25 protein-coding genes are annotated in these 24,515 nt (G+C 75.4%); 21 read left to right on the top strand and 4 right to left on the bottom strand.

All coding sequences use genetic code 11. From position 1 onward, the window contains the following. The first annotated feature begins 53 nt into the window (after nucleotides 1–53). From BM158_RS20995 to dapF, 3 genes are read left to right on the top strand one after another with little or no spacing between them, the layout of a single operon-like run. Nucleotides 54–791 carry a class III extradiol ring-cleavage dioxygenase family protein gene (locus BM158_RS20995; RefSeq protein WP_091564278.1) on the top strand — a complete coding sequence of 246 codons (738 nt, stop codon included), beginning with the start codon at nucleotides 54–56 and terminating at the stop codon, nucleotides 789–791. After that, nucleotides 788–1,693, top strand: coding sequence for a tRNA (adenosine(37)-N6)-dimethylallyltransferase MiaA (miaA, locus tag BM158_RS20990; RefSeq protein ID WP_091564275.1), 906 nt, complete (start codon nucleotides 788–790; stop codon nucleotides 1,691–1,693). The genes BM158_RS20995 and miaA overlap by 4 nt, the downstream gene beginning before the upstream one ends. Then, nucleotides 1,690–2,583 (top strand): diaminopimelate epimerase, encoded by an 894-nt coding sequence (dapF, locus tag BM158_RS20985; RefSeq protein WP_091564272.1) that lies wholly within the window; start codon nucleotides 1,690–1,692, stop codon nucleotides 2,581–2,583. Before miaA ends, dapF begins: the two co-directional genes overlap by 4 nt. Here dapF and BM158_RS20980 read toward each other — a convergent pair. Continuing rightward, nucleotides 2,561–3,838, bottom strand: a complete 1,278-nt coding sequence (locus tag BM158_RS20980; protein ID WP_091564270.1) for an MFS transporter — start codon at nucleotides 3,836–3,838, stop codon at nucleotides 2,561–2,563. The genes dapF and BM158_RS20980 overlap by 23 nt on opposite strands. 57 nt (nucleotides 3,839–3,895) lie before the next feature. Between BM158_RS20980 and BM158_RS20975 the strand changes: the two genes are divergently transcribed. The 4 genes from BM158_RS20975 to BM158_RS20960 all read left to right on the top strand — a co-directional run bounded on the left by BM158_RS20975 (nucleotide 3,896) and on the right by BM158_RS20960 (nucleotide 7,832). Continuing rightward, complete coding sequence (locus BM158_RS20975) at nucleotides 3,896–4,411, top strand: ArsR/SmtB family transcription factor (RefSeq protein WP_165629048.1); 516 nt, start codon at nucleotides 3,896–3,898, stop codon at nucleotides 4,409–4,411. Between the two features lie 75 nt (nucleotides 4,412–4,486). Continuing rightward, nucleotides 4,487–5,986 (top strand): GTPase HflX, encoded by a 1,500-nt coding sequence (gene hflX, locus BM158_RS20970; RefSeq protein ID WP_091564265.1) that lies wholly within the window; start codon nucleotides 4,487–4,489, stop codon nucleotides 5,984–5,986. Between the two features lie 39 nt (nucleotides 5,987–6,025). Continuing rightward, nucleotides 6,026–6,742 (top strand): phosphatase PAP2 family protein, encoded by a 717-nt coding sequence (locus tag BM158_RS20965; RefSeq protein ID WP_091564262.1) that lies wholly within the window; start codon nucleotides 6,026–6,028, stop codon nucleotides 6,740–6,742. Continuing rightward, entirely contained in the window at nucleotides 6,714–7,832 is a 1,119-nt protein-coding gene (locus BM158_RS20960; RefSeq protein ID WP_229827910.1) for an NHL repeat-containing protein, read from the top strand. Before BM158_RS20965 ends, BM158_RS20960 begins: the two co-directional genes overlap by 29 nt. Nucleotides 7,833–7,847: 15 nt before the next feature. Here BM158_RS20960 and lexA read toward each other — a convergent pair whose 3' ends face one another. After that, the gene (gene lexA, locus BM158_RS20955) at nucleotides 7,848–8,654 is read right to left on the bottom strand and encodes a transcriptional repressor LexA (protein ID WP_091564260.1); all 807 of its coding nucleotides are present in this window, start codon (nucleotides 8,652–8,654) and stop codon (nucleotides 7,848–7,850) included. A gap of 259 nt (nucleotides 8,655–8,913) precedes the next feature. Between lexA and BM158_RS22150 the strand changes: the two genes are divergently transcribed. From BM158_RS22150 to BM158_RS20905, 10 genes are all read left to right on the top strand, one after another. Beyond that, nucleotides 8,914–9,507: a LysM peptidoglycan-binding domain-containing protein gene (locus tag BM158_RS22150; RefSeq protein ID WP_191328776.1), complete on the top strand. Its 594-nt coding sequence runs from the start codon at nucleotides 8,914–8,916 to the stop codon at nucleotides 9,505–9,507. Nucleotides 9,508–9,805: 298 nt separating this feature from the next. Continuing rightward, entirely contained in the window at nucleotides 9,806–10,375 is a 570-nt protein-coding gene (gene nrdR / locus BM158_RS20945; RefSeq protein ID WP_091564258.1) for a transcriptional regulator NrdR, read from the top strand. Nucleotides 10,376–10,550: 175 nt separating this feature from the next. After that, nucleotides 10,551–13,412, top strand: coding sequence for a vitamin B12-dependent ribonucleotide reductase (locus BM158_RS20940; protein ID WP_091564256.1), 2,862 nt, complete (start codon nucleotides 10,551–10,553; stop codon nucleotides 13,410–13,412). A 165-nt stretch (nucleotides 13,413–13,577) separates the two neighbouring features. After that, the gene (locus tag BM158_RS20935; protein WP_091564253.1) at nucleotides 13,578–14,552 is read left to right on the top strand and encodes an alpha/beta hydrolase; all 975 of its coding nucleotides are present in this window, start codon (nucleotides 13,578–13,580) and stop codon (nucleotides 14,550–14,552) included. Nucleotides 14,553–14,597: 45 nt separating this feature from the next. Continuing rightward, nucleotides 14,598–15,599 (top strand): PucR family transcriptional regulator, encoded by a 1,002-nt coding sequence (locus BM158_RS20930; protein ID WP_091564250.1) that lies wholly within the window; start codon nucleotides 14,598–14,600, stop codon nucleotides 15,597–15,599. Between the two features lie 137 nt (nucleotides 15,600–15,736). Further along, nucleotides 15,737–16,123, top strand: a complete 387-nt coding sequence (locus BM158_RS20925) for a VOC family protein (RefSeq protein WP_091564248.1) — start codon at nucleotides 15,737–15,739, stop codon at nucleotides 16,121–16,123. A 47-nt stretch (nucleotides 16,124–16,170) separates the two neighbouring features. After that, nucleotides 16,171–17,922, top strand: a complete 1,752-nt coding sequence (locus BM158_RS20920; protein WP_091564245.1) for a PP2C family protein-serine/threonine phosphatase — start codon at nucleotides 16,171–16,173, stop codon at nucleotides 17,920–17,922. A gap of 12 nt (nucleotides 17,923–17,934) precedes the next feature. Then, nucleotides 17,935–18,843, top strand: a complete 909-nt coding sequence (gene thyA, locus BM158_RS20915; RefSeq protein WP_207506864.1) for a thymidylate synthase — start codon at nucleotides 17,935–17,937, stop codon at nucleotides 18,841–18,843. Beyond that, on the top strand, nucleotides 18,840–19,379 hold the full coding sequence (locus BM158_RS20910) for a dihydrofolate reductase (protein WP_091564243.1): 540 nt from the start codon (nucleotides 18,840–18,842) through the stop codon (nucleotides 19,377–19,379). The genes thyA and BM158_RS20910 overlap by 4 nt, the downstream gene beginning before the upstream one ends. Next, nucleotides 19,372–19,803 carry an HIT family protein gene (locus BM158_RS20905; RefSeq protein WP_207506862.1) on the top strand — a complete coding sequence of 144 codons (432 nt, stop codon included), beginning with the start codon at nucleotides 19,372–19,374 and terminating at the stop codon, nucleotides 19,801–19,803. The genes BM158_RS20910 and BM158_RS20905 overlap by 8 nt, the downstream gene beginning before the upstream one ends. Here the strand turns inward: BM158_RS20905 and BM158_RS20900 are convergent. Together BM158_RS20900 and BM158_RS20895 are read right to left on the bottom strand one after the other, a co-directional pair. After that, nucleotides 19,787–20,635, bottom strand: a complete 849-nt coding sequence (locus tag BM158_RS20900) for a deoxycytidylate deaminase (protein WP_091564241.1) — start codon at nucleotides 20,633–20,635, stop codon at nucleotides 19,787–19,789. The two genes, BM158_RS20905 and BM158_RS20900, sit on opposite strands and share 17 nt — an antisense overlap. Beyond that, nucleotides 20,632–21,192 (bottom strand): adenylyltransferase/cytidyltransferase family protein, encoded by a 561-nt coding sequence (locus BM158_RS20895; protein ID WP_091564238.1) that lies wholly within the window; start codon nucleotides 21,190–21,192, stop codon nucleotides 20,632–20,634. The genes BM158_RS20900 and BM158_RS20895 overlap by 4 nt, the downstream gene beginning before the upstream one ends. Before the next feature lie 33 nt (nucleotides 21,193–21,225). Here BM158_RS20895 and BM158_RS20890 point away from each other — a divergent pair, with 33 nt between their 5' ends. From BM158_RS20890 to mgrA, 4 genes are all read left to right on the top strand, one after another. Next, nucleotides 21,226–22,446, top strand: a complete 1,221-nt coding sequence (locus BM158_RS20890) for a saccharopine dehydrogenase family protein (protein WP_091564235.1) — start codon at nucleotides 21,226–21,228, stop codon at nucleotides 22,444–22,446. Between the two features lie 91 nt (nucleotides 22,447–22,537). After that, complete coding sequence (locus BM158_RS20885) at nucleotides 22,538–23,020, top strand: GNAT family N-acetyltransferase (protein ID WP_207506860.1); 483 nt, start codon at nucleotides 22,538–22,540, stop codon at nucleotides 23,018–23,020. A gap of 166 nt (nucleotides 23,021–23,186) precedes the next feature. Beyond that, nucleotides 23,187–23,411 (top strand): hypothetical protein, encoded by a 225-nt coding sequence (locus BM158_RS20880; RefSeq protein WP_131802098.1) that lies wholly within the window; start codon nucleotides 23,187–23,189, stop codon nucleotides 23,409–23,411. Between the two features lie 25 nt (nucleotides 23,412–23,436). Then, nucleotides 23,437–24,474 (top strand): L-glyceraldehyde 3-phosphate reductase, encoded by a 1,038-nt coding sequence (gene mgrA, locus BM158_RS20875; protein WP_091564230.1) that lies wholly within the window; start codon nucleotides 23,437–23,439, stop codon nucleotides 24,472–24,474. The last annotated feature ends 41 nt before the right edge of the window (nucleotides 24,475–24,515 follow it).

Raw genomic sequence — 24,515 nt, 5'->3', positions numbered from 1 at the left:
CGTGCTCGACACGCAGGAGAGTCTTCCACGGTGCGATCGGCGACACTCCCCCCGTGAGCCCGGACCCCTCCTCGACGCTGGTCGCCGTCGCGTTCTGCCCCTCCCCGCCCCTGCTGCTGCCCCCGGTGGAGGGCGCGCCGGGGCCGGAGACCGACCAGCTGCGGGTGGCCTGCGGGGAGGCGGTGCAGACCGTGCTCGGCCTGCGACCCGACGTCGTGCTGGTGGTCGGCGACGGCCCCTCCGGGGTGCGCTACGGGGCCGGCGACGCCGCGGACCTCGCCCTGTTCGGGGCCGCCGGCACGGTGCCCTTCGCCGGGCGGGTCCGGCCGGGCGGGCACCCGCTCCCGCTGCCGCACGCCGTCGGCGCGTGGCTGCTGGACCAGGCCGGCCACGACGGCACCCGGCTCGGCGTCGCCCCGGACGACCTGGTCGACGCCCTGGCCGGCCTCCCCGGCCCGGTGGGCATCCTGGCCGTCGGCGACGGCTCGGCCCGCCGCACCCCGAAGGCGCCCGGGGCGCTCGACCCCGCCGCGGAACCCTTCGACGCCGCGGTGGCGGCCGCCCTGCGCGACGGCGACCCCGCGGCGCTGGCCGGGCTGGACGCCGCCGAGGGGGAGCGGCTGCTCGCCGCCGGCACCCCCACCTGGCGCGCCGTCGGTCAGGCGCTCACCGGCCGGGCCGTCACCGCGCGGCTGCTGCTGGACACCGCGCCGCACGGCGTGGGCTACCTGGTCGCCGACTGGCTGCTCGCCGAGGTCCCCGACGGGGTCCCCGGGTGGCTGCAGCGGTGAGCGCCCCGCCCGTCGTGGCGGTGGTCGGCCCGACCGCGACCGGCAAGACCGGCCTGGCCGTCGAGCTGGCGCACCGGCTGGGCGGCGAGGTGGTCAACGCCGACTCCATGCAGCTCTACCGCGGCATGGACATCGGCACCGCCAAGCCCACCCACGCCGAGCGCGGGGGAGTGCCGCACCACCTCATGGACCTCTGGCACGTCCGCGAGCCGGCCAGCGTCGCGGAGTACCGGCAGCGCGCCCGCGCCGAGGTCGACCGGCTGCGGGCGGCCGGCGTCGTCCCCCTGCTGGTGGGCGGGTCCGGCCTCTACGTGCGCGCCGTGCTCGACGAGCTGGAGTTCCCCGGCACCGACCCGGACCTGCGGGCGCGGCTGTCCGCCGAGCTCGCCGACCTCGGGCCGGCCGCCCTGCACGCCCGCCTGCGAGCGGTCGACCCGGCCGCCGCGGCGGCGATCCTGCCGAGCAACGGCCGCCGCGTGGTCCGTGCCCTGGAGGTCGTGCAGCTGACCGGCCGGCCCTTCGCCGCATCGCTCCCCGACCCCCGGCCGCACTACCCCGCGGTCGTGGTCGGCCTGGACCGCGACCCCGCCGAGCTCGACGAGCGGGTGGCGCTGCGGGTGGACCGGATGTGGGCCGACGGGTTCGTCGACGAGGTCGTCGGGCTGGCGGCCGACGGCCTGCGCGAGGGGCCCACCGCCTCCCGGGCGCTGGGCTACGCGCAGGTGCTGCGACAGCTCGACGGCGAGCTGACGGCGCAGGAGGCGCAGGAGGAGACGGTGCGCACCACCCGGCGGTTCGTCCGCCGCCAGCGGTCCTGGTTCCGCCGCGACACCGCGGTGACCTGGCTGGACGCCGCCGACCCCCGCCTGCTGGAGCGGGCGCTCTCTACGATCGGGACGTGATCGACGCGAGCGGGCCGCGGGTCCTCAAGGGGCACGGCACCGAGAACGACTTCGTGGTGCTGCCCGACCCCGACGGCACCGTCTGGCCGGAGGACCGGCTGGACGCCGCGCTGGTCCGCCGGCTGTGCGACCGGCGCGGGGGCCTGGGCGCCGACGGCGTGCTCCGCGTCGTCCCCAGTGCGCAGGTCCCCGACGCACCCGGGGTGCTGGGCGAGCACCTGGACGCCTGCACCTGGTTCATGGACCACCGCAACGCCGACGGCTCCTACGCCGAGATGTGCGGCAACGGCATCCGGCTCTACCTGCACGTCCTGCTCGCCGAGGGGCTGCTCAGCGCCGAGGAGGCCCGCGCCGGCGTGCTGGTGGGCACCCGCGGCGGGCCCCGCCGGGTGGGTGCCGGGGCCGACGGCTACTGGGTGGACATGGGCCCGGCCCGCCCGCTGGGCCGCGGCGAGGCCCAGGTGTCCGGCCGCAGCCACCCCGGCACCGGGGTGTCGATGGGCAACCCGCACCTGGTCTGCCTCACCGACCAGCCGCTGGAGTCCTTCGACCTCACCCGGGCCCCGGCGGTGGACCCGGCGCTGTTCCCCGACGGGGTGAACGTGGAGATCGTGAACGTGCTGTCCGCGGAGGAGGGGCCCGGCGGCACCACGGCGCACGTGCGGCTGCGGGTGTCCGAGCGCGGGGTGGGCGAGACCCGCTCCTGCGGCACCGGCGCCTGCGCCGCGGCCTGGGCGGCGCTGGACGCCGGCGGCCGCCACGCCGGCACGGTGACCGTCGACGTCCCCGGCGGGCGGCTGTCGGTCGAGGTGACCGAGCAGACCACGGTGCTCACCGGGCCGGCCGTCGTGGTCAGCGCCGGCTCCTTCACCCCGGAGTGGCTGGGCTGACCTCGGGTCGGGCGGTCTCGTCGAGCTCCCGCGGCAGGTCGCGCATGCCGATCAGCGGGCTGACGACCACGGGGACCGCGGCCAGCAGCTGACCGGCGACCGCGACCCACAGCGCCGGGACGACACCGATCGCCGTCCCCAGGACCCCGCCCAGCAGGCCGCCCAGCGGCATCGTCCCGAAGACGATGAACCGCACCGAGGCGTTCATCCGGCCCAGCAGCCGCGGCGGGCACAGCCGCTGCCGGAAGCTGACCTGCAGCACGTTGTAGACCACCACCGCCCAGCTGATGCCGATGCCGCCGGCCACCAGCAGGACGACCCGCGCCGCGCCGTCCACGACCGACGCCAGCGGGGTCAGGGCGGCGAAGGCCCCGAAGGCCACCGCCGACAGCGGGATCGCCCGGCCGTCGCCGATCAGCCGCCCCAGCGGGGCCGCGGTGAAGGCCCCGGCCAGACCGCCGGCCGCACCGGCCGACAGCACCAGGCCCAGGGTCGACTCCGAGAGCCCGAGCGTGCGCAGCACGTAGAGCGCCAGCAGGGTGCCGGTGATCGCGCCGAAGAGGTTGCCGGTGCCCGTGCACGCCACGATCCGGCGCAGCAGCCGGTGCCGGACCACGAAGCCCAGCCCCTCGGCGATCTCCTCCCGCAGCCGGCGGCGGGTGGAGCGTTCGGGGACGACGTCGACGTGCCGGATCCGGCTGACGAGGAACGCCGACAGCAGGTAGCCCGCCGCGGTGACCACCAGCAGCACCGGTGCCGCGAGCACCCGCAGCAGCACACCGGTCAGGCCCGGGCCGGCCACCTGGGCGACCGCCCGGCTGATCTCCAGCTTGCCGTTGCCGTCGGTGAGCTGGTCCCGGTCGACGATCGAGGGCAGGTAGCTCTGGTAGGCGACGTCGAAGAAGACCGTCGCGGTGCCGACGACGGCCGCCACGACGTAGAGCTGGCCCAGCGTCAGCGCGTCGAGCAGGTAGGCGACCGGGATGGTCGCCAGGGCCAGGGCCCGCACGGTGTCGGCGCGCACCAGCACCCGCTGCCGGCGCCAACGGTCCACCCAGGCGCCGGCCGGCAGCGCGATGAGCAGGAAGGCCGCGGTCTCCAGCGCGGTCAGCACGCCCATCTCCAGCGGGGTCGCGGACAGCACGGCCACCGCGACCACCGGCAGCGCGACCCCGACGACCTGGGTGCCCACGTGGCTGGCGGTCTCGGCGACCCACAGCTGCCGGAAGTCGTGGTGGCGCAGCAGGCTGGTCATGGCGGGCAGCCTGGCCGCAGCGATTGGGAGATGTCAATCAGTCGGTAGGGTGTGGGCGTGCCGCGCGAGGGGTGGGAGGGGCGCCGGCCGGCCACCGACGCCGAGGCGCGGGCGCTGGCCTCCGCCGTCCGGCTGCAGATCCTGCGGCTGTGCCTGGACCGGCCGCTGACCAACCGGGAGATCGCCACCCGGCTGGACCGCAACCCGGCGTCCGTGCTGCACCACGTGCGCACCCTGGTCGACACCGGCTTCCTCGTCGCCGAGCCCGCCCGGCGGGGCACCCGCGGCGCCCGGGAGGTGCCCTACCGCTCGACCGGGCGCTCCTGGGAGCTCGACTTCTCCGGCCGCCCGCAGCCGGCCCGCAACCCGGTCCTCGCCGCGTTCCTGGCCGAGGTGGCCGTGGCGGGGGAGCAGCGGCTGCAGAGCACCCGCCTCGCGCTGCGGCTGACCCCCGCCCACCGCGAGGAGTTCGAGGAGGAGCTGCACCAGCTGCTCGACCGCTGGGCGCAGCGCCCCCCGGACGAGGACGGCGAGCGGTGGTCGCTGTTCCTGGGGCTGCACCCGGAGGAATGACCGACGGCCCCCCGGCCGTTGCACAGGATGTATTCAGGTGCTCCCCCACGGGGGAGCGTGTCACGCTGGGAGACGATGACCACAGCACAGAACCGGGCCGTTCTCGAGGACGCCGAAGCACGCGCCGCCAAGGCCGCCGTGCCCACCGCCGTCCCGACCGATCCCCGCCCCGCCCCGCGCGGGCCGTGGGACACCCCGGACGACACCACCGGCAGCTTCGCCCTGGAGGAGCGCGGAGCGCTCCGCCGGGTCGCGGGGCTGTCGACCGAGCTCGCCGACGTCACCGAGGTCGAGTACCGCCAGCTGCGCCTGGAGCGCGTCGTGCTGGTCGGGGTCTGGACCGAGGGGACGGCGGCCGACGCCGACCGTTCTCTGGCCGAGCTGGCCGCCCTCGCCGAGACGGCGGGTTCGCAGGTGCTCGAGGCGGTCAGCCAGCGCCGCGACAAGCCCGACGCCGGGACCTACGTGGGCTCGGGCAAGGCCGCCGAGATCCGCGAGATCGTGGCCGCCACGGGCGCGGACACCGTGATCTGCGACGGCGAGCTGACCCCCGGCCAGCTCAACCAGCTGGAGAAGATCCTCAAGGTCAAGGTGGTCGACCGGACCGCGCTGATCCTGGACATCTTCGCCCAGCACGCCTCCTCCCGGGAGGGCAAGGCGCAGGTCGAGCTGGCCCAGATGCAGTACATGCTGCCGCGGCTGCGCGGCTGGGGTGAGTCGCTGTCCCGGCAGGCCGGTGGCCGCGTCGCCGGCGGTGGCGGCATCGGTACCCGCGGTCCCGGTGAGACCAAGATCGAGACTGACCGGCGGCGGATCCGGGCACGGGTGAGCAAGCTGCGCCGCGAGATCGCCGGCATGGCCACCGCGCGCGCGACCCAGCGCTCGGGACGCGACCGGAACAAGGTGCCCTCGGTGGCGATCGCCGGCTACACCAACGCCGGGAAGTCCAGCCTGCTCAACCGGCTCACCGACGCCGGCGTGCTGGTGCAGGACGCCCTGTTCGCCACCCTGGACCCCACGGTCCGGCGCGCGCAGACCCCCGACGGGGCCGACTACACCCTGACCGACACCGTCGGCTTCGTCCGGCACCTGCCGCACCAGCTGGTCGACGCCTTCCGCTCCACGCTGGAGGAGGTGGCCGCCGCCGACCTGCTGGTGCACGTCGTCGACGGGTCCGACCCCGACCCGCTGGGCCAGATCGACGCGGTGCACGTGGTGCTCCGGGAGATCGACGCGGCCGCCGTCCCCGAGCTGGTCGTGGTGAACAAGGTGGACGCCATGGCGCCCGACGACGTGCTGGCGCTGCGCCAGGCACTGCCGGGTGCGCAGTGGGTCTCGGCGGCGACGGGGGAGGGGATCGAGGAGCTGCGCGCGGTCATCGCCGCCCGGCTGCCGCACCCCGACGTCGACGTCGACGTCCTGGTGCCCTTCGACCGGGGCGACCTGGTCTCCCGGGTGCACGCCGACGGCGAGGTGCTCAGCGAGGAGTTCTGCGCCGACGGCACGCGGCTGCACGCCCGGGTCGACGGCGCCCTCGCCGCGGCGCTGGACCCGTTCGCCGCACCCCGGTCCTGAGTCACGGGGAGGTCACGGCCGGACCGGTACCGTGACCGGATGAGCACCCCGAGCGCCGCGGCGCCCGCCCGGCGCGGGCCCGCGGTGATCGGGACCGGCCGGCCGCCCTGGTGGGCGGTCGCGCTCGGGGTGGTGCTGACCGTGGTCGTCACGGTCAACCTGCTCTCCCGCGGTGCGCTGGAGCGGATGGACCTCAGCGTCTCCGAGGTGGTCAGCGACTGGGGCCTGCGGGACTCCGCGGCGTACTGGCCGGTCTGGGTGCTGACCCAGGCCGGCGGCCGGGTGACCATCCTGGTCGTGCTGGCGGGGCTGGTCGGCTGGATCGCCTGGCGCCGCCGCTCGCTGGTGCCGCTGGTGCGGGTGGTCGTGGCCCTGGCGCTGCTGACCGCGGTCGTCTACGCGTTCAAGTACGGCACCGGCCGCACCGCGCCGGCCTACCCCGGCTCGTTCTTCCACCGCGACGGCGCCTCCTACCCGTCGGGGCACGTGGCCAACGCCGTCCTCATGTGGGGCGTGGCCCGCTGGCAGGCGGTCGAGTTCGGGCTGCCCGCCCGCGCCCAACGGGCCTTCTGGGTGCTCTCGGTGGTCGGCCCGGTCGTGACGGGTGTGGCCATGGTGACGCTGGACTTCCACTGGGTCACCGATGCACTTGTGGGAGCTGCTGTGGGGGTGGTCCTGCTGGGCGTGGTGCACGCACTGGACGCAACGGTCCTGTCACGCTCGATCCGTGCTCGAGGACGGCGGACCGCTGCCTGAGGCCCGGACCCCCCGGTCCCGGGCCCTCACCCGGCTGCCCGTCGCCGCGGTGCTGTGCACCGCGGTGCTCGCCGGCCCGTTCCTGCCGGGGGCCTTCCTCTCCGGTGGCGTCCCGCAGCGCGGGGTGGACACCGCTTCCGCGCAGGAGGGCGCCGCCGCGCTCTACGGCGACCCGCAGCAGCCCTGCTCGGTGACCGACGCCCGGCTGCCCGAGATCTCCGGCATCGCCGTCGACGGCGGCACGACGCTGGCGATGAACGACGGCGGGGACGCCGTCACGGTCTACGAGCTGGACGCCGGCTGCGCGGTCACCGGTGTGCGGACGGCTCCCGTGGACCCCTACGACCCCGAGGACATGGCGCTGGCCGCCGACGGCACGGTCTGGCTGGCCGACACCGGGGACAACCGGCAGAGCCGCTCGACGGTCGCGCTGATCGCCCTGGCCCCCGACGGCAGCGCCCCGGTCTACCGGCTCGGCTACCCCGACGGCCCCCGCGACGCCGAGGCGCTGCTGCTGGCCCCCGACGGGACGCCCTACGTCGTCACCAAGGACGTGCTCGGGCACAGCGAGGTCTACCGGCCCGCGCAGGCGCTGGACGCCGGGGCGACGGTCCCGATGACCCGGGTGGCCGACCTGTCCTTCTCCCTCACCGGCACCGAGGGCGGACCGGTCGGCCGGGCCGGGCAGCTGATGGTCACCGGCGGTGCGGTCAGCCCGGACGGCGCGGCCCTGGCGCTGCGCACCTACACCGACGCCTACGTGTGGCCGCTGGCCGGCTCCGACGTGGCCGCCGCGCTGGCCGGCCCGCCGACGGTCGTGCCGCTGCCGGCCTCCCCGCAGGGCGAGGCCATCGCCTTCGCCGCGGACGCGCGCAGCCTCGTGGTCACCGGCGAGGGGCTGCCGGCGGCGCTCACCGTGCTGCCGGCCGTCGGCGCACTGACTCCGGCCGCGGCCACCGAACCCGCGGACGGCACCGTCACCCCGGGCGCGGCGGGCAGCTCGGCGCTGTCGCCGTGGAGCGCCGGCGCCATCGCGGCCATCGCCGCGGCGGTGCTGGTGGCCGGGATCAGCCGCATCCGCCGCCGCTGACCCCGGCCCGGTGGGTCAGACCCGCCGCAGGACGGTGACGACCCGGCCCAGCACCGTGGCGTCGTCACCGGGGATGGGCTCGAACGCCGGGTTGTGCGGCAGCAGCCAGACGTGCCCGTCGCGCCGCTTGTAGGTCTTCACGGTGGCCTCGCCGTCGATCATCGCGGCCACGATCTCGCCGTTCTCCGCGGTGGCCTGCTGGCGCACCACCACCCAGTCGCCGTCGCAGATCGCCGCGTCGACCATCGACTCACCGGTGACCTTGAGCATGAACAGCGTGCCCTCGCCGACCAGCTCGCGGGGGAGCGGGAAGACCTCCTCGACGGCCTGCTCGGCCAGCACCGGCCCGCCGGCGGCGATCCGCCCGACCAGCGGCACGTAGGTGGGGGCGGGCACCCGGGGCTCGTCGGTGCCGCTGGCTGCGCCGGATGCGGCCAGACCGGCGGCCGAGGGGTCGGCGTCGGGCAGCTCGCCCGGCATGCGGACGTCGAGGGCGCGCGGCCGGTTGGGGTCGCGGCGGAGCCACCCCTTCTTCTGCAGCACGGACAGCTGGTGGGCGACCGAGGACGCCGAGGACAGCCCGACCGCCTCGCCGATCTCGCGGACGCTCGGCGGGTAGCCGCGCCGCTCGACGGAGTCGCGGATGACCTCCAGGACGCGCCGCTGGCGCTGGGTGAGGCCGTCGCCGGCCTCGCCGCGCTCGGGGAACTCACGCACCGACGCACCCGAGGTGGACGCCGGCGTGGACGGGGCGGCCTTGGCCCGGCTGCGCCGCCCGCCGCTGCCGGTCGTCCCGCCGGGGGTGTCTCCCGCGCTGGCCACGTGTCCTCCTCGCAGGCCGCCGTGCGGCGGCCGTCCGGTCCGGGGTGGGACGGCGGGCGGTGCCGCTCGCCGTCCAGGTGATCGACACGGACAGTAACGCCCCGGCGCCGATTGTTCAAACACGTGTTCGAACCCCGCGCCGCGTCACCTCGATTTTGTCGGACCCGTGCGGTAGACATCGCACAGACGTTCGATCGAACAACCGTTCGATCCGGACGGGGCCCGCCGAGGGTCCGTCGACGGAGAAGGAGCGCTCACCATGGCCGGCACCGCGACCCCCCTGACCAGCACCACCCGCGCCGCCGCCGGCGCCCGCGCCGCGTCCCGCGCGCACCACCCCGCCGGCCGCCGGCTGGCCGCCGTGGCCCCGGAGACCCGGGAGGCCGTGGTGCTCCCGCTGCCCCCGCGTCCGGGTCGGCCCGTCGCCGGCGGCGCGGTGGTCGTCCCGCTGCGCCCGGAGGACCGGCCCCCGGTGCCCGCCTCCGTGCGCCCGGCACCCGCGCGCCCGGCGCCCGTGCGCTCGGCCCCCGTGCGGTTGCGGCCCGAGCAGCGGCCGCCGGTGCCCGTGCGGCTCACCCGCCGCGGCCGGGTCGTCCTCGGTGGCCTGGGCGTCGTCACCGCGGTCGCGGTGGCCGCCCTGGTCGGTCCCGCGCTGGGCGGGTCCCCGGCCGGCCCCGAGCTGGAGCTCGCGGGCCGGGCGACGGTGACCGTGCACAGTGGCGACACCTTGTGGTCCATCGCCCGCTCGGTGGCGCCGGGAACCGACCCCCGCGAGGTCGTGGACGCCCTGCAGGACGTCAACGGCATCGACGGTGCCGACCTGGTGCCCGGCCAGGTCCTGCTGCTCCCCTGAGGCGTCCCCGCGGGCGGTGTCGGTGCTGGTCCAGCGCGCGCCCGGGCCGTGTGGGGCGGGTGGTGCGCAGACGTGCCCAGCGCCCCCCGGCCCCGTCGTCGAATTCTGGGAAGACGACACGCCGGTTTCGGGTTGCGTACCAGTAGGGGTGCAGAGCTAGTCTCACCACAACATCTAGTAGTTACAGAGATGTCGTTCCGTCCACAGGCTGTTCCCCAGCTTTCCCCGAGGCCATCCACCGGATGTCCCCCACGGGGTCCACAGGGGGGCCGCCCCGGTCCCGGGAGGTGACGATCCGGTGCGCTGTCCGTTCTGCCACAACCCCGACAGCCGGGTCGTCGACTCGCGGGAGACCGACGAGGGCGCGACCACCCGTCGGCGGCGGTCCTGCCCCGGCTGCGGCCGGCGGTTCACCACCGTCGAGGAGGCCGTGCTGGCGGTCGTCAAGCGCAGCGGGGTGACCGAGCCGTTCAACCGGTCCAAGGTCATCGCCGGCGTCCGCCGGGCCTGCCAGGGCCGTCCGGTCGACGAGGACCAGCTCGCCGTGCTCGCCGCGCAGGTCGAGGACGCCGTGCGCTGCACCGGCTCGGCAGAGGTGCCCAGCCACGAGGTCGGCCTGGCCATCCTTCGCCCGCTGCGCGACCTGGACGAGGTCGCCTACCTGCGGTTCGCCAGCGTCTACCGCTCCTTCAGCTCCGCCGCGGACTTCGAGAAGGAGATCGCCGAGCTGCGCGCGAAGAAGGCGTCGGTCGCCGAGATCGCCGCAGCCGACCTGCCGCCGCCGGTCATCCCGCGCGCCGGGGGCAGCGTGCAGGCCGACGCGCCCGCCTCCGACGCGCCGCCCGGCGCCACCGACCCGACCGGCTGACCTCCAGCTGATCGCCCACCCCGCGGCCTTCCCCACCGCCGGGGCCCGCCCGGCACCGACGCCGCGGCCACCGCACCACCACCGCACGGCACAGCCAGCAGCACACCGGCGTCCCGACGACGCCACCCGCTCCGACCCACCGGCCGGCGCAGCCACACCGATCCCAGGGGGAGTCTTGACCGAGACCACCGACCGCATCTCGAACGGGCGCAAGCGCGCCGGCAAGTCCGCCGAGCGCAAGGGGCTCACCGTCCAGCGGGTGTTCACCACCGCCGGCGTCCACCCCTACGACGAGGTGACCTGGGAGCGCCGGGACGTCGTCATGACCAACTGGCGCGACGGCTCGATCAACTTCGAGCAGCGGGGCGTGGAGTTCCCGTCGGAGTGGTCGATCAACGCCACCAACATCGTCACCACCAAGTACTTCCGCGGCGCCGTGGGCACCCCGGCCCGCGAGACCAGCCTGCGCCAGCTCATCGACCGGGTGGTGCTCACCTACACCCAGGCCGGCCGCGAGCACGGCTACTTCACCACCGAGGGCGACGCCGAGCTGTTCGAGCACGAGCTCACCTGGATGCTGCTGCACCAGTACTTCAGCTTCAACTCGCCCGTGTGGTTCAACGTCGGCACCGCGTCGCCGCAGCAGGTCAGCGCCTGCTTCATCCTCGCCGTCGACGACACGATGGACTCGATCCTGAACTGGTACCGCGAGGAGGGCCTGATCTTCAAGGGCGGCTCCGGTGCCGGCCTGAACCTCTCCCGCATCCGCTCCTCCAAGGAGCTGCTGTCCTCCGGCGGCACCGCCTCGGGCCCGGTCTCCTTCATGCGCGGTGCCGACGCCTCCGCCGGGACCATCAAGTCCGGTGGCGCCACCCGCCGCGCGGCCAAGATGGTCGTCCTGGACATCGACCACCCCGACATCGAGGAGTTCGTCGAGACCAAGGCGCGCGAGGAGGACAAGATCCGCGCGCTGCGCGACGCCGGCTACGACATGGACCTCGGTGGCAAGGACATCACCAGCGTCCAGTACCAGAACGCCAACAACTCCGTCCGGGTGAACGACGAGTTCATGCGCGCGGTCGAGGAGGGCACCGGCTTCGGGCTGCGCTCGCGCACCGACGGCTCGGTCATCGAGACCGTCGACGCCAAGGAGCTGTTCCGCAAGGTCACCCAGGCCGCGTGGGAGTGCGCCGACCCCGGCATCCAGTACGACGACACGATCAACGACTGGCACACCAACCCCGAGACCGGCCGCATCAACGCGTCCAACCCCTGCTCGGAGTACATGAGCCTGGACAACAGCTCGTGCAACCTGGCCTCGCTGAACCTCATGAAGTTCCTCAAGGCCGACGGCACCTTCGACGCGACCCTGTTCACCCGCGCCGTCGAGCTGATCATCACCGCGATGGACATCTCGATCTGCTTCGCCGACTTCCCGACCGAGCCGATCGGCGACACCACCCGCGCCTACCGCCAGCTGGGCATCGGCTACGCCAACCTCGGCGCGCTGCTCATGGCCACCGGCCACGCCTACGACTCCCGCGGCGGGCAGACCCTGGCCGCCGCCATCACCTCGCTGATGACCGGCACCGCCTACCGCCGCTCGGCCGAGCTGGCCGGCGTCGTCGGCGCCTACGACGGCTACGCCCGGAACGCCTCGGCCCACGCCCGGGTGATGCGCAAGCACGCCGCCGCCAACGACGCCATCCGGCCGGTCGGCGCCGACGACGCCGACGTGCTCAAGGCCGCCACCGCGCAGTGGCAGGAGTGCCTGGCCGTCGGCGCGACCAACGGCTGGCGCAACGCCCAGGCCTCGGTGCTGGCCCCCACCGGCACCATCGGCTTCATGATGGACTGCGACACGACCGGCATCGAGCCGGACTTCTCGCTGGTCAAGTTCAAGAAGCTGGTCGGCGGCGGCTCCATGCAGATCGTCAACCAGACGGTCCCGCGGGCGCTGAAGAGCCTGGGCTACCAGGACGAGCAGGTCGAGGCGATCGTCGAGTACATCTCCGAGCACGGCCACGTGGTCGACGCCCCGAGCCTGCGCCCGGAGCACTACGAGGTCTTCGACTGCGCCATGGGCGAGCGGGCCATCTCCCCGATGGGCCACGTCCGCATGATGGCCGCGGTGCAGCCCTTCATCTCGGGTGCCATCTCCAAGACGGTCAACATGCCGGAGACGGCGACCGTCGAGGACGTGGAGAACATCTACTTCCAGGGTTGGAAGATGGGCATCAAGGCCCTCGCGATCTACCGCGACAACTGCAAGGTCGGCCAGCCGCTGTCCGACGGCGGCAAGAAGAAGGACAAGGTCGAGGAGGCCGCGCCGGCCCCCGTCGCGGCGACCCTGGCCCACCCGGTCCGCAAGCGGCTGCCCAAGAAGCGCACCAGCATGACCACCTCCTTCTCGGTGGCCGGTGCCGAGGGCTACATGACCGCCGGCATGTACGAGGACGGCAGCCTCGGCGAGGTCTTCCTCAAGCTCGGCAAGCAGGGCTCGACCCTGGCCGGTGTCATGGACGCCTTCTCGATCGGGATCTCGCTGGCGCTGCAGCACGGTGTGCCGCTGGAGACCTACATCTCCAAGTTCACCAACATGCGCTTCGAGCCGGCCGGCATGACCGACGACCCGGACATCCGGATCGCCCAGTCGGTGATGGACTACATCTTCCGTCGCCTGGCGCTGGACCACCTGCCGGTCGAGAAGCGGGCCAACCTCGGCATCTTCACCGCCGAGGAGCGCGCCGCGCAGGTCGCCGGGTCCTACGGCTCGGCCTCCACCGCGGTCGTCGAGGAGGACGTCGACCTCGAGGCGCTGCGCGGGTCGGCCCCCACCGAGGCGCCCGCCAAGGAGGAGGTCACCCCCGCCGGCCCGAAGTCGGTCAAGGAGGCCCACTCCTCGGCCGAGCTGCTGGAGCTGGTGACCGGCACCGCCACCGACGCGCCGCTGTGCATGACCTGCGGCACGAAGATGCGCCCCGCCGGCAGCTGCTACGTCTGCGAGGGCTGCGGCTCCACCAGCGGCTGCAGCTGACCTGACGACGCCGAGGCCCCGGTCCTCCCGCACGGGAGGGCCGGGGCGTCGGCGTACCCGCCACCTGGCGGGTCGGTCCCGCCGGGTGGCGCTGGGGCAGGGGACGGCGGCCGGTCAGGATGGTGACGGCGGTCACCGGTGACCGCCCTGGTCCGAGGAGGCCCCATGCCCACCACGTCGCTGCCCCGCCCGCCGTTCGACCCGCACGTCGCCGCCGCGCTCGACGCGGTCGGGGAGGCGCTGCCCTCCTCGCTGACCCCGGAGATGATCCCGCTCCTCCGCCGGCCCAACCCGCTGATGCCCCCGCCCAGCGACGACGAGCTGTCACAGGGCGGCGTCCTGGACGTCAGCACCCGCACCGTCCCCGGCCCGGACGGCGACCTCGAGGTCATCGTGCTGCGGCCCACCGCCGCCGAGGCTCCGCTGCCGGCCGTCCTGCACACCCACGGCGGCGGCATGATCCTGGGCGACGCCCGGTCCGGGCTGCTCGAGGTCGCCGGGTGGGCCGCCGAGCTCGGCCTGGTCGTGGTGAGCGTCGACTACCGCCTGGCGCCGGAGACCCCGCACCCCGGGCCGGTCGAGGACTGCTACGCCGCCCTCGTCTGGACCGCGCGCCACGCCGCCGAGCTCGGGGCCGAACCGGCGCGCATCGTGGTCGCCGGGGCCAGCGCCGGGGGAGGGCTGGCCGCCGCGCTCGCGTTGATGGCCCGCGACCGCGGCGAGGTGGCGCTGGCCGGCCAGGTGCTGATCTACCCGATGCTCGACGACCGCAGCGAGACCGTGTCGGCCCAGCAGATGGCCGGCGTCGGGGTCTGGGACCGCACGTCGAACCAGACCGGCTGGGGGGCTCTGCTCGGCGACGCGGTGGGCGGACCCGACGTGTCGCCCTACGCGGCCCCGGCCCGCGCCACCGACCTGTCCGGCCTGCCGCCGGCCTTCATCGACGTCGCGTCGGCGGAGACCTTCCGGGACGAGGACGTCGCCTACGCGTCGCGGATCTGGGCGGCCGGCGGGGTAGCCGAGCTGCACGTGTGGCCCGGCGGCTGCCACGGGTTCGACCTGTTCGTCCCCGACGCCCCCATCTCGCAGGCCGCCCGCGCGTCCCGGGTGGCCTGGCTGCGCCGGCTGCTGGCCGGTTGACCCGGGGACTGGTGGCGACGGCCGGCGCGGGTCCACGATGACGCCGTGAACGACCTGGCGATGCGGCTGGCCGCCCTCGACCCCGAGATGGCGGCCGCGCTGCGGGCGGTGGGCCACTTCGACGCGCTGCTGACCGCCCGTGCCGGTCTCGCCGACGTCGTCCGTGGGGCCGCCGAGCTGGTCGGGTGCCCCGTCCGGTTCGTCGACACCGGCCGGGGCCTCGTGGTCCGGGCGCGACCGGACGGTGCAGGCGGGGCCGCTCCCGATCCCGACCCGGCGTGGGCGCGGACGGGGGTCGAGGGCACCGGCGGCGAGCTGGTCCTGGAGCGGCCCGGTCCGGCCGGCACCCGCGACGCCGTCGTGCTGGAGCGGGGCGCGGCCGCGGTCGCCACCGTGCTGGACCGCACCCGTCGCGGGCGGCCCGGCGCCGACCCCGCCTCGGTGGAGGTCGTCCTCGACGCGGCCGCCGCACCCGCCGACCGGCTGGCCGCCGCCCGGCGGCTCGGCCTCACCGGTCCGGCGCGGGCGGTGGCGCTGGCCGACGGGCGCTGGGCGGTCACCGGGGCGGGGGAGCCCCTGCCGGGCGGGATCCGCTGCGGCACCGGCCCCGCCGTCCCGGTGCACGAGCTGCCTGGCTCGGCCGACCTGGCCGCGCTGGCGCTCCGGCTCACCGCCGAGGGCACCCCCGAGGACCCCGGTCCCCGGGTCGTGCACGCCGACGGCGTCGGCACCGTGCTGCTGCTCGTCCGTGCCGCCGACGACGCCCCGCCGCCGCCGGACGTGCGGGCACTGGACGCCGCGGCCGCCGCCGGGCCGTGGGTGCTCACGACCCTCGACGCCGTCGCCACCACCGCCAGCCAGCGCGACGCCGCCAAGGCGCTGCACCTGCACCACTCCACGCTGCAGGACCGGCTGCAGCACGCCGAGCAGCTGCTGGGCTGGGCGGTGCGCGACCCCGCCGGCCGGCTGCGCCTGCAGCTGGCCCTGCACCTGCGCCGGGCAGCCCGCTCCCGCAGGGTCTTCCGGTCGGGCACCGCGCAGCGCTAGCGTCCCGGGTGCGCCCCCGACGGGCCGAGCCGAGAGGAGTCCCCGACACCGCCCCGCACGGCCCGCGGGCGCACCAGCTCCCGTCGCGGTGTCGGCGTGCTCCTCCCGGTCTGCCAGACCGCACCGAGGAGACCTGCGTGACCGCCCGCTTCGACCACACGATCATCGCCGCCCGGGACGCCGCCGCGTCCGCGGAGTTCTACCGCCTCCTGCTCGAGGCCGACCCGGCGCCCAGCTGGGGCCCGTTCGTCAACCTGTCCCTGCAGGGCGGGGTGCTGCTGCAGTTCGCTGCGCTGCCCGAGGCCGCCTTCCCCGAGATCCAGAACCAGCACTACGGCTTCCTGGTCGCCGACGACCACCTCGACCGCGCGCTGCGGTGGATCCGGGGGAGCGGCCGCGACCACTGGGCCGACCCGCAGCGCACCCGGCCCGGCGAGACCGGCACCGAGCACGGCGGACGCGGCGTCTACCTGCTCGACCCCGTCGGCCACTACCTGGAGCTGACCACCGCGCACTACGTCTGAGCGGATAGGTCGGGCACGACCCGGTGGGGTGACTACAGTCCCACGACGTGGACGGAGGGCAGGAGGTACCGCTCGGCCTCGACGCGCTCACCCTGCTCGCCCTGCGCGCCACCGAGGTCAGCGTCACCATCTCCGACCCCGCCCGGCCGGGGAACCCGCTGGTCTGGGTCAACCCGGCGTTCACCGAGACCACCGGCTACGCGGCGCAGGACGCTGTCGGCCGCAACTGCAGCTTCCTGCAGGGCGAGGACACCGACCCCGACGCCGTGGCCGGGATCCGGCGGGCCATCCGCGAACAGCGCTCGGTCACCGTCACCCTCCTCAACCACCGCGCCGACGGCGAGGCGTTCTGGAACCGGCTGAGCATCGACCCCGTGCTCGACGGCGACCGCGTGGTGGCCTACGTCGGCGTGCAGTCCGACGTCACCGCCGAGGTGGTGGCCGGGGCCGAGCGCGACGCCGCCCGGGCCGCCGCCGAGGCCGCCCTCGCCCGGGAGACCGCGGCCCGCATCTCCCTGCAGTCCGCCCACCGCCGGCTGCAGCTGATGTCGGCGGCCACCACGACCCTGTCGGCGTCGCTGGACCCCGACGCGATCGTCGACCAGCTGGCCGACCTGTGCGTCCCGCCGCTGGCGGACTGGCTGTTCGTCGCCGAGACCGACGAGACCGGCACGGTCGTGCGGGTCACCACCCGCCACCACGCCCCCGAGGGCCACGAGGAGGCCCTCGAGCAGGTGCGGCGGGCCTACGTCGGCCGCCCGCTGCCCACGGTGGCGCCCGCCGCGCAGGCGATGGCGACCGGCCGGGTGGTGACCGCCCCCGGCCTCGACCCGGCGAAGCTGGCCCCCTACGGCCGCGGCCTGCCCGAGCAGGTGTTCGCCGAGCTCGGCACCGGCGCGCTGGCCGCCGTCCCCCTGGCCGCCCCCGACAGCACGTGGGGCGCGATGGTGCTCGTGCGCGCCACCCCGCAGCCCTTCCCGCCCGGCGACCTGGAGGTGGCCGAGGACCTGGGCCGGCGCGCCGGGCAGGCGCTGGCCAACGCCCGCCGCTACGTCCGCGAGGCCACCGTCGCCGAGAGCCTGCAGCGCGCGCTGCTGCCCGGCCTGCCCGACCTGCCCGGCGTCACCGCCGCCGCGGCCTACCGCAGCGCGGTCCTGGGTGCGGCAGTCGGCGGCGACCTCTACGACCTGATGGACCTGCCCGGTGGCCGGGTCGGGGCGGTGGTCGCCGACGTCGCCGGCCACGACATCGACGCGGCAGCCACCATGGGCACCCTGCGCGACCTCATCCGCTCCCGCAGCTGGGACGAGCCTCCGCCGGACCCGGCCGCCGTCCTCACCGCCGTGGACCGGCTGATGGACGTGCTGCACGTCCCCGGCCTGGCCACCGCCGCCGTCGTGCAGGCCCGCCGCCCGGCCGCGGACGGCGACCCGTGGACCGTGCGGCACACCAACGCCGGCCACCCGCCGGTGCTGGTCCGGCTGCCCGGCGGGGACGTCGAACCCCTGGGCGGTGCGCACGACCTGCTGCTGGGCGCCGCCCCCGACGCCCGCCGCCGCACCGAGGAGCGCGAGCTGCCCGCCGGGTCGCAGCTGCTGCTGTACACCGACGGCCTGGTCGAGCAGCCCGAGCACCCGGGCGACCGGGCCCGCGACCTCGACCTCGGCATCGCCCGGCTGGTCGCCCAGGTGCAGGCGTTGCCGGTCGGGGCGCCGCCGGCCGACGTGCTGGCCGCCGCGGTGGAGCTGGTGACCGGCCGGCTGGACGACACCGCCGTCCTCGTCGTCCAGCTGGGCTGAGAACCTGTCCCGGTGACCGACGACCTGTACCTGCCGTTCGCCGAGCGCACCCCCGACGGCCAGTACGCCGCGGTGCTGCGGGCCATCGTCACCGAGGGGGAGCGGACCCCGACCCGGCAGGGCGTCGAGGCGCTGACCCTCATGCAGCAGACCACCCGCTACCCGCTGCGCAACGGCTTCCCGCTGATCACCGAGCGCTCCGTCAAGGGCTTCTGGCCCAAGGCGGTCGGCGAGCTGTGCGCCTTCATCAACGGCGCCACCACGGTCGAGGAGTTCGCGGCGTTCGGCTGCGACTGGTGGGACGCCTGGGCGACGCCGGAGAAGACCCGCAAGCGCGGCCTGCCCGACGGCTCGCTGGGCCCGGGCTCCTACGGCGGCGCCTTCCACGACTTCCCCGCCCCGCCCGGCCGCGAGCCGATGGACCAGTTCACCCACCTCGTCGAGCAGATCACCGAGCTGCCCGAGCTGCGCACCCACTTCGTCTCGCCCTGGATCCCGCAGTACCAGGTGCGCGGGGAGGGCAAGACCCCCGGGACGACGATCGCGCCCTGCCACGGCTGGGTGCACGTGCGCGTGCTCAACGGGGCGCTGCACCTGCACATGTTCCAGCGCTCGGGCGACGTCCCGGTCGGGGTGCCGTCGAACATGGCGCAGTACGCCGCGCTGCTGCTCATGCTCGCCCAGCTCACCGGCACGCGGCCGGGCACCTTCCACCACACGATCAGCGACGCCCACGTCTACGTCGACCAGCTCGACGCCGTGCAGGAGATGATCACCCGCGAGCCGCGCCGGCTGCCGACGCTGACCCTCACCGAGGAGGGCCGGGCGGTCACCGACATCCACGACTTCCGGGCGACCCACTTCCAGCTGTCGGACTACGAGCCGCACCCGGCCATCCGCGGCATCCCGGTCGCGTCGTGACCGGCCCCGTGACGCTGTCCCTGGTCGTCGCGGTCGCCGACGACGGCGTCATCGGCGACCGCAACGGCCTGCCCTGGCATATCAGCGAGGACCTGCGCCGCTTCCGCGAGCTCACCACCGGCCACGTCGTCGTCGCCGGCCGGCTCACCCACGAGTCGGTGACGTCCCGCCTGGGCCGGCCGCTGCCCGGCCGGCACACCGTGGTCGTCAGCGGCAGCACCCCGCCGGGCGGGCCGCAGGTGTGGACGCCGGACGCGGCCACCGTCGTCCCCGACCTGGACACCGCGCTGGAGCTGGCCGGGCGGCTGGCCGTGGACGCACCGCACCCGGACGTCGTCGTCATGGGCGGCGCCCAGCTCTACCGGCAGGCGCTGCCGCAGGTGGGCACCGTGCACCTGACCCGGGTGCACCTGACCCCCGGCGGCGACACCCGGATGCCCGAGGGGTGGCTGGACGGGTTCACCGTCGTCGACAGCCGGGACCTGACCACCGGGTCGGGCACCGAGGTGACGTTCGAGACGCTCACCCGTGGCTGACCTCTACTGCCCGGCCAACGCCCGGACCCCCGAGCAGGTCGCCCGGATGGCCGACCTGGAGGCACGTGGCGTCTGCCTGTTCTGCGCCGACGCCGGCACCGAGGTCGGCGGCGGTGACCTGGTCACCGAGACCGCGCACTGGCGGGCGCTGCACAACGACTTCCCCTACCGCGGCGCGGCGCAGCACCTGCTGCTCGTGCCGCGCGCGCACGTCACCGACGTCCTGGACCTCGACGACGCCGCCCGCGCCGACCTCTGGACCGTGCTGCGCGCCGTCCGCGGCGAGGAGCGCGGCCCCTACGGGCTGGGCATGCGCAACGGCCCGTGCGAGGGCACCGGCGGCACCATCGCCCACGTGCACCTGCACGTGCTGGTGCCCGACGGGCAACAGCCGCTGCGGATGCGGTTCAGCTCGGCGCGCTGACCCCACCGGCGCCGAGGTCCACCCAGACCAGCTCGGTGCCCGCGGCGGCCAGGATGCGCTCGGCGTCCAGCAGCGAGTACGAGCCGCGGAAGAAGCAGCGGGCGAACCGGGCCTCGGCGACCAGGTAGGCGCAGGCCGGGCAGGGGAACGCCGACACGTAGAGGTCGGCGCCCGCGGTGTCGAACTCCCCGGCCGCGGCCCGGCCGACCAGCGAGGCCTCGGCGTGGATGGCCGTCGACAGGTCCGCGCGCAGGCCGCGGGAGAACTCGTTGCGGGGGTCGCCGTCGACGTAGGGCGCGTGCTCGGTCGGCTGGTGCCGGTTGTGGCCGACGCCGAGCACCTGCCCGTCGCGGGCGGCCAGCGCGCCGACCTGCCGCCACCAGTCCGAGGACCGGTCGCCGGCGGCGACGGCCTGCTGCATGAGCGCCACGTGCACCGGGTCGGTCGTCGTCCCCGCGGTGGCGCCGGCCGGGCGCTCCTCCAGCGCCCACTGCCGGTCCCAGCGCAGGAACGTGCGCGCGAAGAGCCAGGTGACGCCGGGGTGGTCGGCGGCCAGCTCCCGGGTGACCGATTCGTCGGCGGCCAGGACGACGTCCTCCAGCGCGGCGGGCAGGTCGGCCGGCTGCACGACACGGACCTCGACCTCGTGCTCGGCGGCCAGCACCCGGGCCACGACGTCGGCGGGCAGCCCGCGGATCTCCTTGCGCATCGCGGGGAACCGCTCGGCGAACCCGTCGCCGAGCAGCAGCACCTGGCTGACCTCGGGGTGCGCGGCGAGCAGCCGGCGGTGCCCGGCGTGGTAGACCGGCGCGTGCAGGAGCAGCTGGGTCATTCGTCGGTGGCGTTGGCCGCGTCGGCGAGGTGGATCAGCCGCAGGCGGGCCGAGGTGCTCACCGTCGACATCCGGTCGAGCACCACGACGCGGTCGCAGTACTCGGCCTCCAGCCGGGCCACCTCGTCGGCGGTGTAGGTCTCCGCGGTGGCCACCAGCACGCTGGGGCGCACCGCCTTGATCAGCGCCCACTGCTCGTGGTCGACGTGCTTGAGGGTCACGATGCCGACCCCGCGCTGGTGGGTCACCATGCGCAGCCGCTCCATCTCCGGCACCGCCGGGCGGGAGGGGCCCTTGCGGCGGCGGACCTTCTCGTCGCTGTCCACGCCGACGATGAGGAACCCGCCCATCGAGCGGGCCGCCTCCAGGTAGCGGCTGTGGCCCTCGTGGATCATGTCGAACGATCCGCTGGTGAGCACCACCCGCAGGCCCAGGGTCTTCAGCGCCGAGCTCATCGCGGCCAGCCGGTCGAGGTCGTCGACGAAGCGCTCCTCGAAGTGCGACGCGTCCTGGAACAGGTCGCTGTAGAGCCGGCCCGGCTCCGGGTTCCCGGTCACGCGGGGAGGCTACCGGTCGGCGAGGATGGTCCGATGAGCAGCGACCGCGCCCACGACCTCGTCCTGTTCGGTGCCAGCGGCTTCGTCGGCCGCCTCGTCGCGGCCTACCTGGCGCAGCACGCGCCCGACGGCACCCGGATCGCCCTGGCCGGGCGGACCCGCGCCAAGGTCGAGCTGGTCCGCGCCGACCTGCCCGAGCGGGGCCGCAGCTGGCCCGTGCTGGTCGCCGACTCCGCCGACCGCGCCGCGCTGGACGAGCTGGCCGCCAGCACCCGCGTCCTCGTCACCACCGTCGGCCCCTACGCCCGCTACGGCCTGCCGCTGGTCGAGGCCTGCGCCCGCGCCGGCACGCACTACGCCGACCTGACCGGCGAGGTGCTCTTCGTCCGCGACGCGATCGACGCCACCGACGAGGTGGCCCGCTCGACCGGGGCGAGGATCGTGCACGCCTGCGGCTACGACTCCATCCCCTCCGACCTCGCCGTCGCCGAGCTCGCCCGGCGGGCCGCCGCCGACGGCGCCGGTGCGCTGACCGACGTGCAGGCCGTCGCCACCGCCAAGGGCGGGTTCTCCGGCGGCACCATCGACTCCCTGCGCACCCAGCTCGCCGCGGTCAAGGAGCGCCCGGAGCTGCGCCGGGTCGCCGGGCACCCGTACGCGCTCAGCCCCGACCGCGCCGCCGAGCCCGCCACCCGCCAGCCCCGCGACGCCGGGCCGCCGTCCCGCACCGCCGACGGCCGCTGGTCCGCGCCCTTCGTGATGGCGCCGTTCAACACCCGGGTGGTCCGGCGCAGCAACGCGCTGCAGGACTGGGCCTACGGCCGCGGCTTCTCCTACGGCGAGGTCATGGCCACCGGCGGGGGCATCACCGGCGCGCTGACCGCCGCCGCGGTCACCGGCGGGCTGGCGGCCGCCGTCCCCGCGATGTCCTTCGGCCCGACGGCGGCGCTGCTGGACAAGGTGCTGCCCGCCCCCGGCGAGGGCCCGGACGCGCAGGCCCGGGCGGCCGGGTTCTTCCGGATGGCCACCACGGGGACGACGGAGTCCGGCCGGCGCTACCGGTCGGTGGCCGCGGGGAAGGGCGACCCGGGCTACGCGGCCACCGCGGTGATGCTGGGGGAGGCAGGGCTGTCGCTGGCGCTGGACGACCTGCCCGACCGGGCCGGCTCGCTGACCCCGGCGACTGCGTTCGGCGAGGTGCTGGTGGACAGGCTCCGCGCGGCCGGCCACACCTACGAGGTCACCGAGCTCTGAGCCCGCCCTGCTCCCCGTTGATCATCGTCATCCGCAGCCGGGACACGCCGGTGGTGCCCGCGTCCGGCCTGCACCTGACGATGATCACCGCGTGACGGTGATCCGGCGGGCCGAGGACGACGACCTCCCGCAGCTGCCGGCAATCGAGGCGGCGGCCGACGAGTTGTTCGTCCCCCTCGGCGTCGACGACCTGCCGCCGCCGGCCACCGCCGCCGAGCGGGCGCGGTCCTGGCGGGTGCTCGTCGCCGGGCGGCCGCCGGTCGGGTTCGCGGTCCTGGAGCAGCTGGACGGCGCGGTCCACCTCGAGCAGCTGTCGGTGCACCCGGGGCACGGCCGGCGGGGCGTCGGCGGAGCGCTCGTCGAGGCGGCGGTTGCCGAGGCCCGCGCGGCGGGCGCCGACCGGCTGACGCTGTGCACCTACGCCGACGTGCCGTGGAACGGTCCGTTCTACGCCCGGCACGGCTTCGTCGAGGACCCCGACCCTCCGCCTGCCCTGGCCGCGCTGCGGGCGCACGAGCAGGAGCTGGGCCTGGACCGGCACGGTCGCCGCACGGTCATGGTCCGCCGCCTCTGAGGGGGAGGTGCGCTGGTCCGGTTGCGGGGTTCCCGCCCTCCCCGGGGACGTCGAGGGGGCGAGAACCCCGCAGTCCGCGTCGTCCAGCCGTCAGGATCGGGTGGCCGACCGTCAGGACGGCGTCAAGGGCGGCCCGCCCGCACCGCCCGGACCGCAGGATCGGGACGTGACCACGACGACCGCCTCCGCCCTCCTGCTCGGCATCTGCCGGCCCACCTCGCCGGCCCGCTGGCAGGCGGGGTACAGCCACGTGCACGCCGTCGAGGCCCACCGAGGGGTCGACGAGCTGGACGGCGGCCCGGAGCTGGCGCTCTGCGGCGCGGTCGTCGCCGTCAGCAGCGCACGGTGGGACCCCGGCGCCGCCGGTGCCTGCCCCGCCTGCACGGGTTGAGCCCGCACAGGGCAAGGTCGAGCGCATGGCCTACGAGGCGGCGCAGAACCGCTACGACGATATGACCTACCGCCGCACCGGGCGCAGCGGCACCGACCTGCCCGCGATCAGCCTGGGGCTGTGGCACAACTTCGGCGACGACGTCCCCTTCGACCGGCAGCGGGACGTCCTGCGCCGCGCGTTCGACCTGGGCATCACCCACTTCGACCTGGCCAACAACTACGGCCCGCCCTACGGGTCGGCGGAGACCAACTTCGGCCGGCACCTGCGCGACGACTTCCGCCCCTACCGCGACGAGCTGGTCATCTCCAGCAAGGCCGGCTACGACATGTGGCCCGGCCCGTACGGCCAGGGCGGCGGCGGGCGGAAGTACGTGCTGGCCAGCCTCGACCAGTCGCTGCAGCGGATGGGCCTGGAGTACGTGGACGTCTTCTACAGCCACCGGCCCGACCCGACCACGCCGCTGGAGGAGACGATGGGTGCCCTGCACACCGCCGTCACCAGCGGGAAGGCGCTCTACGCCGGCATCTCCTCCTACGGCCCCGAGGACACCCGCCGGGCCGCTGCGATCCTGGCCGACCTGGGCACGCCGTTGTTCATCCACCAGCCCAGCTACTCGATGCTCAACCGCTGGATCGAGACCGAGGGCCTGCTTGACGTCCTCGCCGAGGTGGGCGCCGGCTGCATCGCCTTCTCCCCGCTGGCCCAGGGCATGCTCACCTCGAAGTACCTGGACGGGATCCCGGAGGGGTCGCGGGCCAGCCAGGACAAGTCGCTGTCGCCGGACCTGCTCACCGACGAGGCGCTGGGCCACGTCCGGGCGCTGAACGGCATCGCCGAGGGCCGCGGGCAGACCCTCGCCCAGCTCGCCCTGGCCTGGGCGCTGCGCGACCAGCGGCTCACCACCGTGCTGATCGGCGCCAGCAGCGTCCGGCAGCTGGAGGACAACGTCGGCGCGCTGGGCAACCTGGCCTTCACCGACGACGAGCTGGCGACCATCGACCGGCACGCCGTCGACTCCGGCATCGACCTCTGGGAGGCCCCCCGCACCGCGGCGGGGTGACCTACGAGACGGGTTGGACCCGGTGGGTGCGGGGCAGGTGC

This window comes from Klenkia taihuensis, from assembly GCF_900112525.1.
GTDB lineage: Bacteria > Actinomycetota > Actinomycetes > Mycobacteriales > Geodermatophilaceae > Klenkia > Klenkia taihuensis.
Note: the sequence above shows the minus strand (reverse complement) of the source record. Positions and strands in the feature narration are given on the sequence as shown.

What these genes read in the sequence shown, in the direction of transcription:
- BM158_RS20980 (WP_091564270.1), bottom strand. Translation starts at nt 3,838, where the DNA reads ATGACCAGCCTGCTGCGCCACCACGACTTCCGGCAGCTGTGGGTCGCC.
- hflX (WP_091564265.1), top strand. Translation starts at nt 4,487, where the DNA reads ATGACCACAGCACAGAACCGGGCCGTTCTCGAGGACGCCGAAGCACGC.
- BM158_RS20965 (WP_091564262.1), top strand. Translation starts at nt 6,026, where the DNA reads ATGAGCACCCCGAGCGCCGCGGCGCCCGCCCGGCGCGGGCCCGCGGTG.
- BM158_RS22150 (WP_191328776.1), top strand. Translation starts at nt 8,914, where the DNA reads ATGGCCGGCACCGCGACCCCCCTGACCAGCACCACCCGCGCCGCCGCC.
- BM158_RS20935 (WP_091564253.1), top strand. Translation starts at nt 13,578, where the DNA reads ATGCCCACCACGTCGCTGCCCCGCCCGCCGTTCGACCCGCACGTCGCC.
- BM158_RS20900 (WP_091564241.1), bottom strand. Translation starts at nt 20,635, where the DNA reads ATGACCCAGCTGCTCCTGCACGCGCCGGTCTACCACGCCGGGCACCGC.
- BM158_RS20890 (WP_091564235.1), top strand. Translation starts at nt 21,226, where the DNA reads ATGAGCAGCGACCGCGCCCACGACCTCGTCCTGTTCGGTGCCAGCGGC.
- mgrA (WP_091564230.1), top strand. Translation starts at nt 23,437, where the DNA reads ATGGCCTACGAGGCGGCGCAGAACCGCTACGACGATATGACCTACCGC.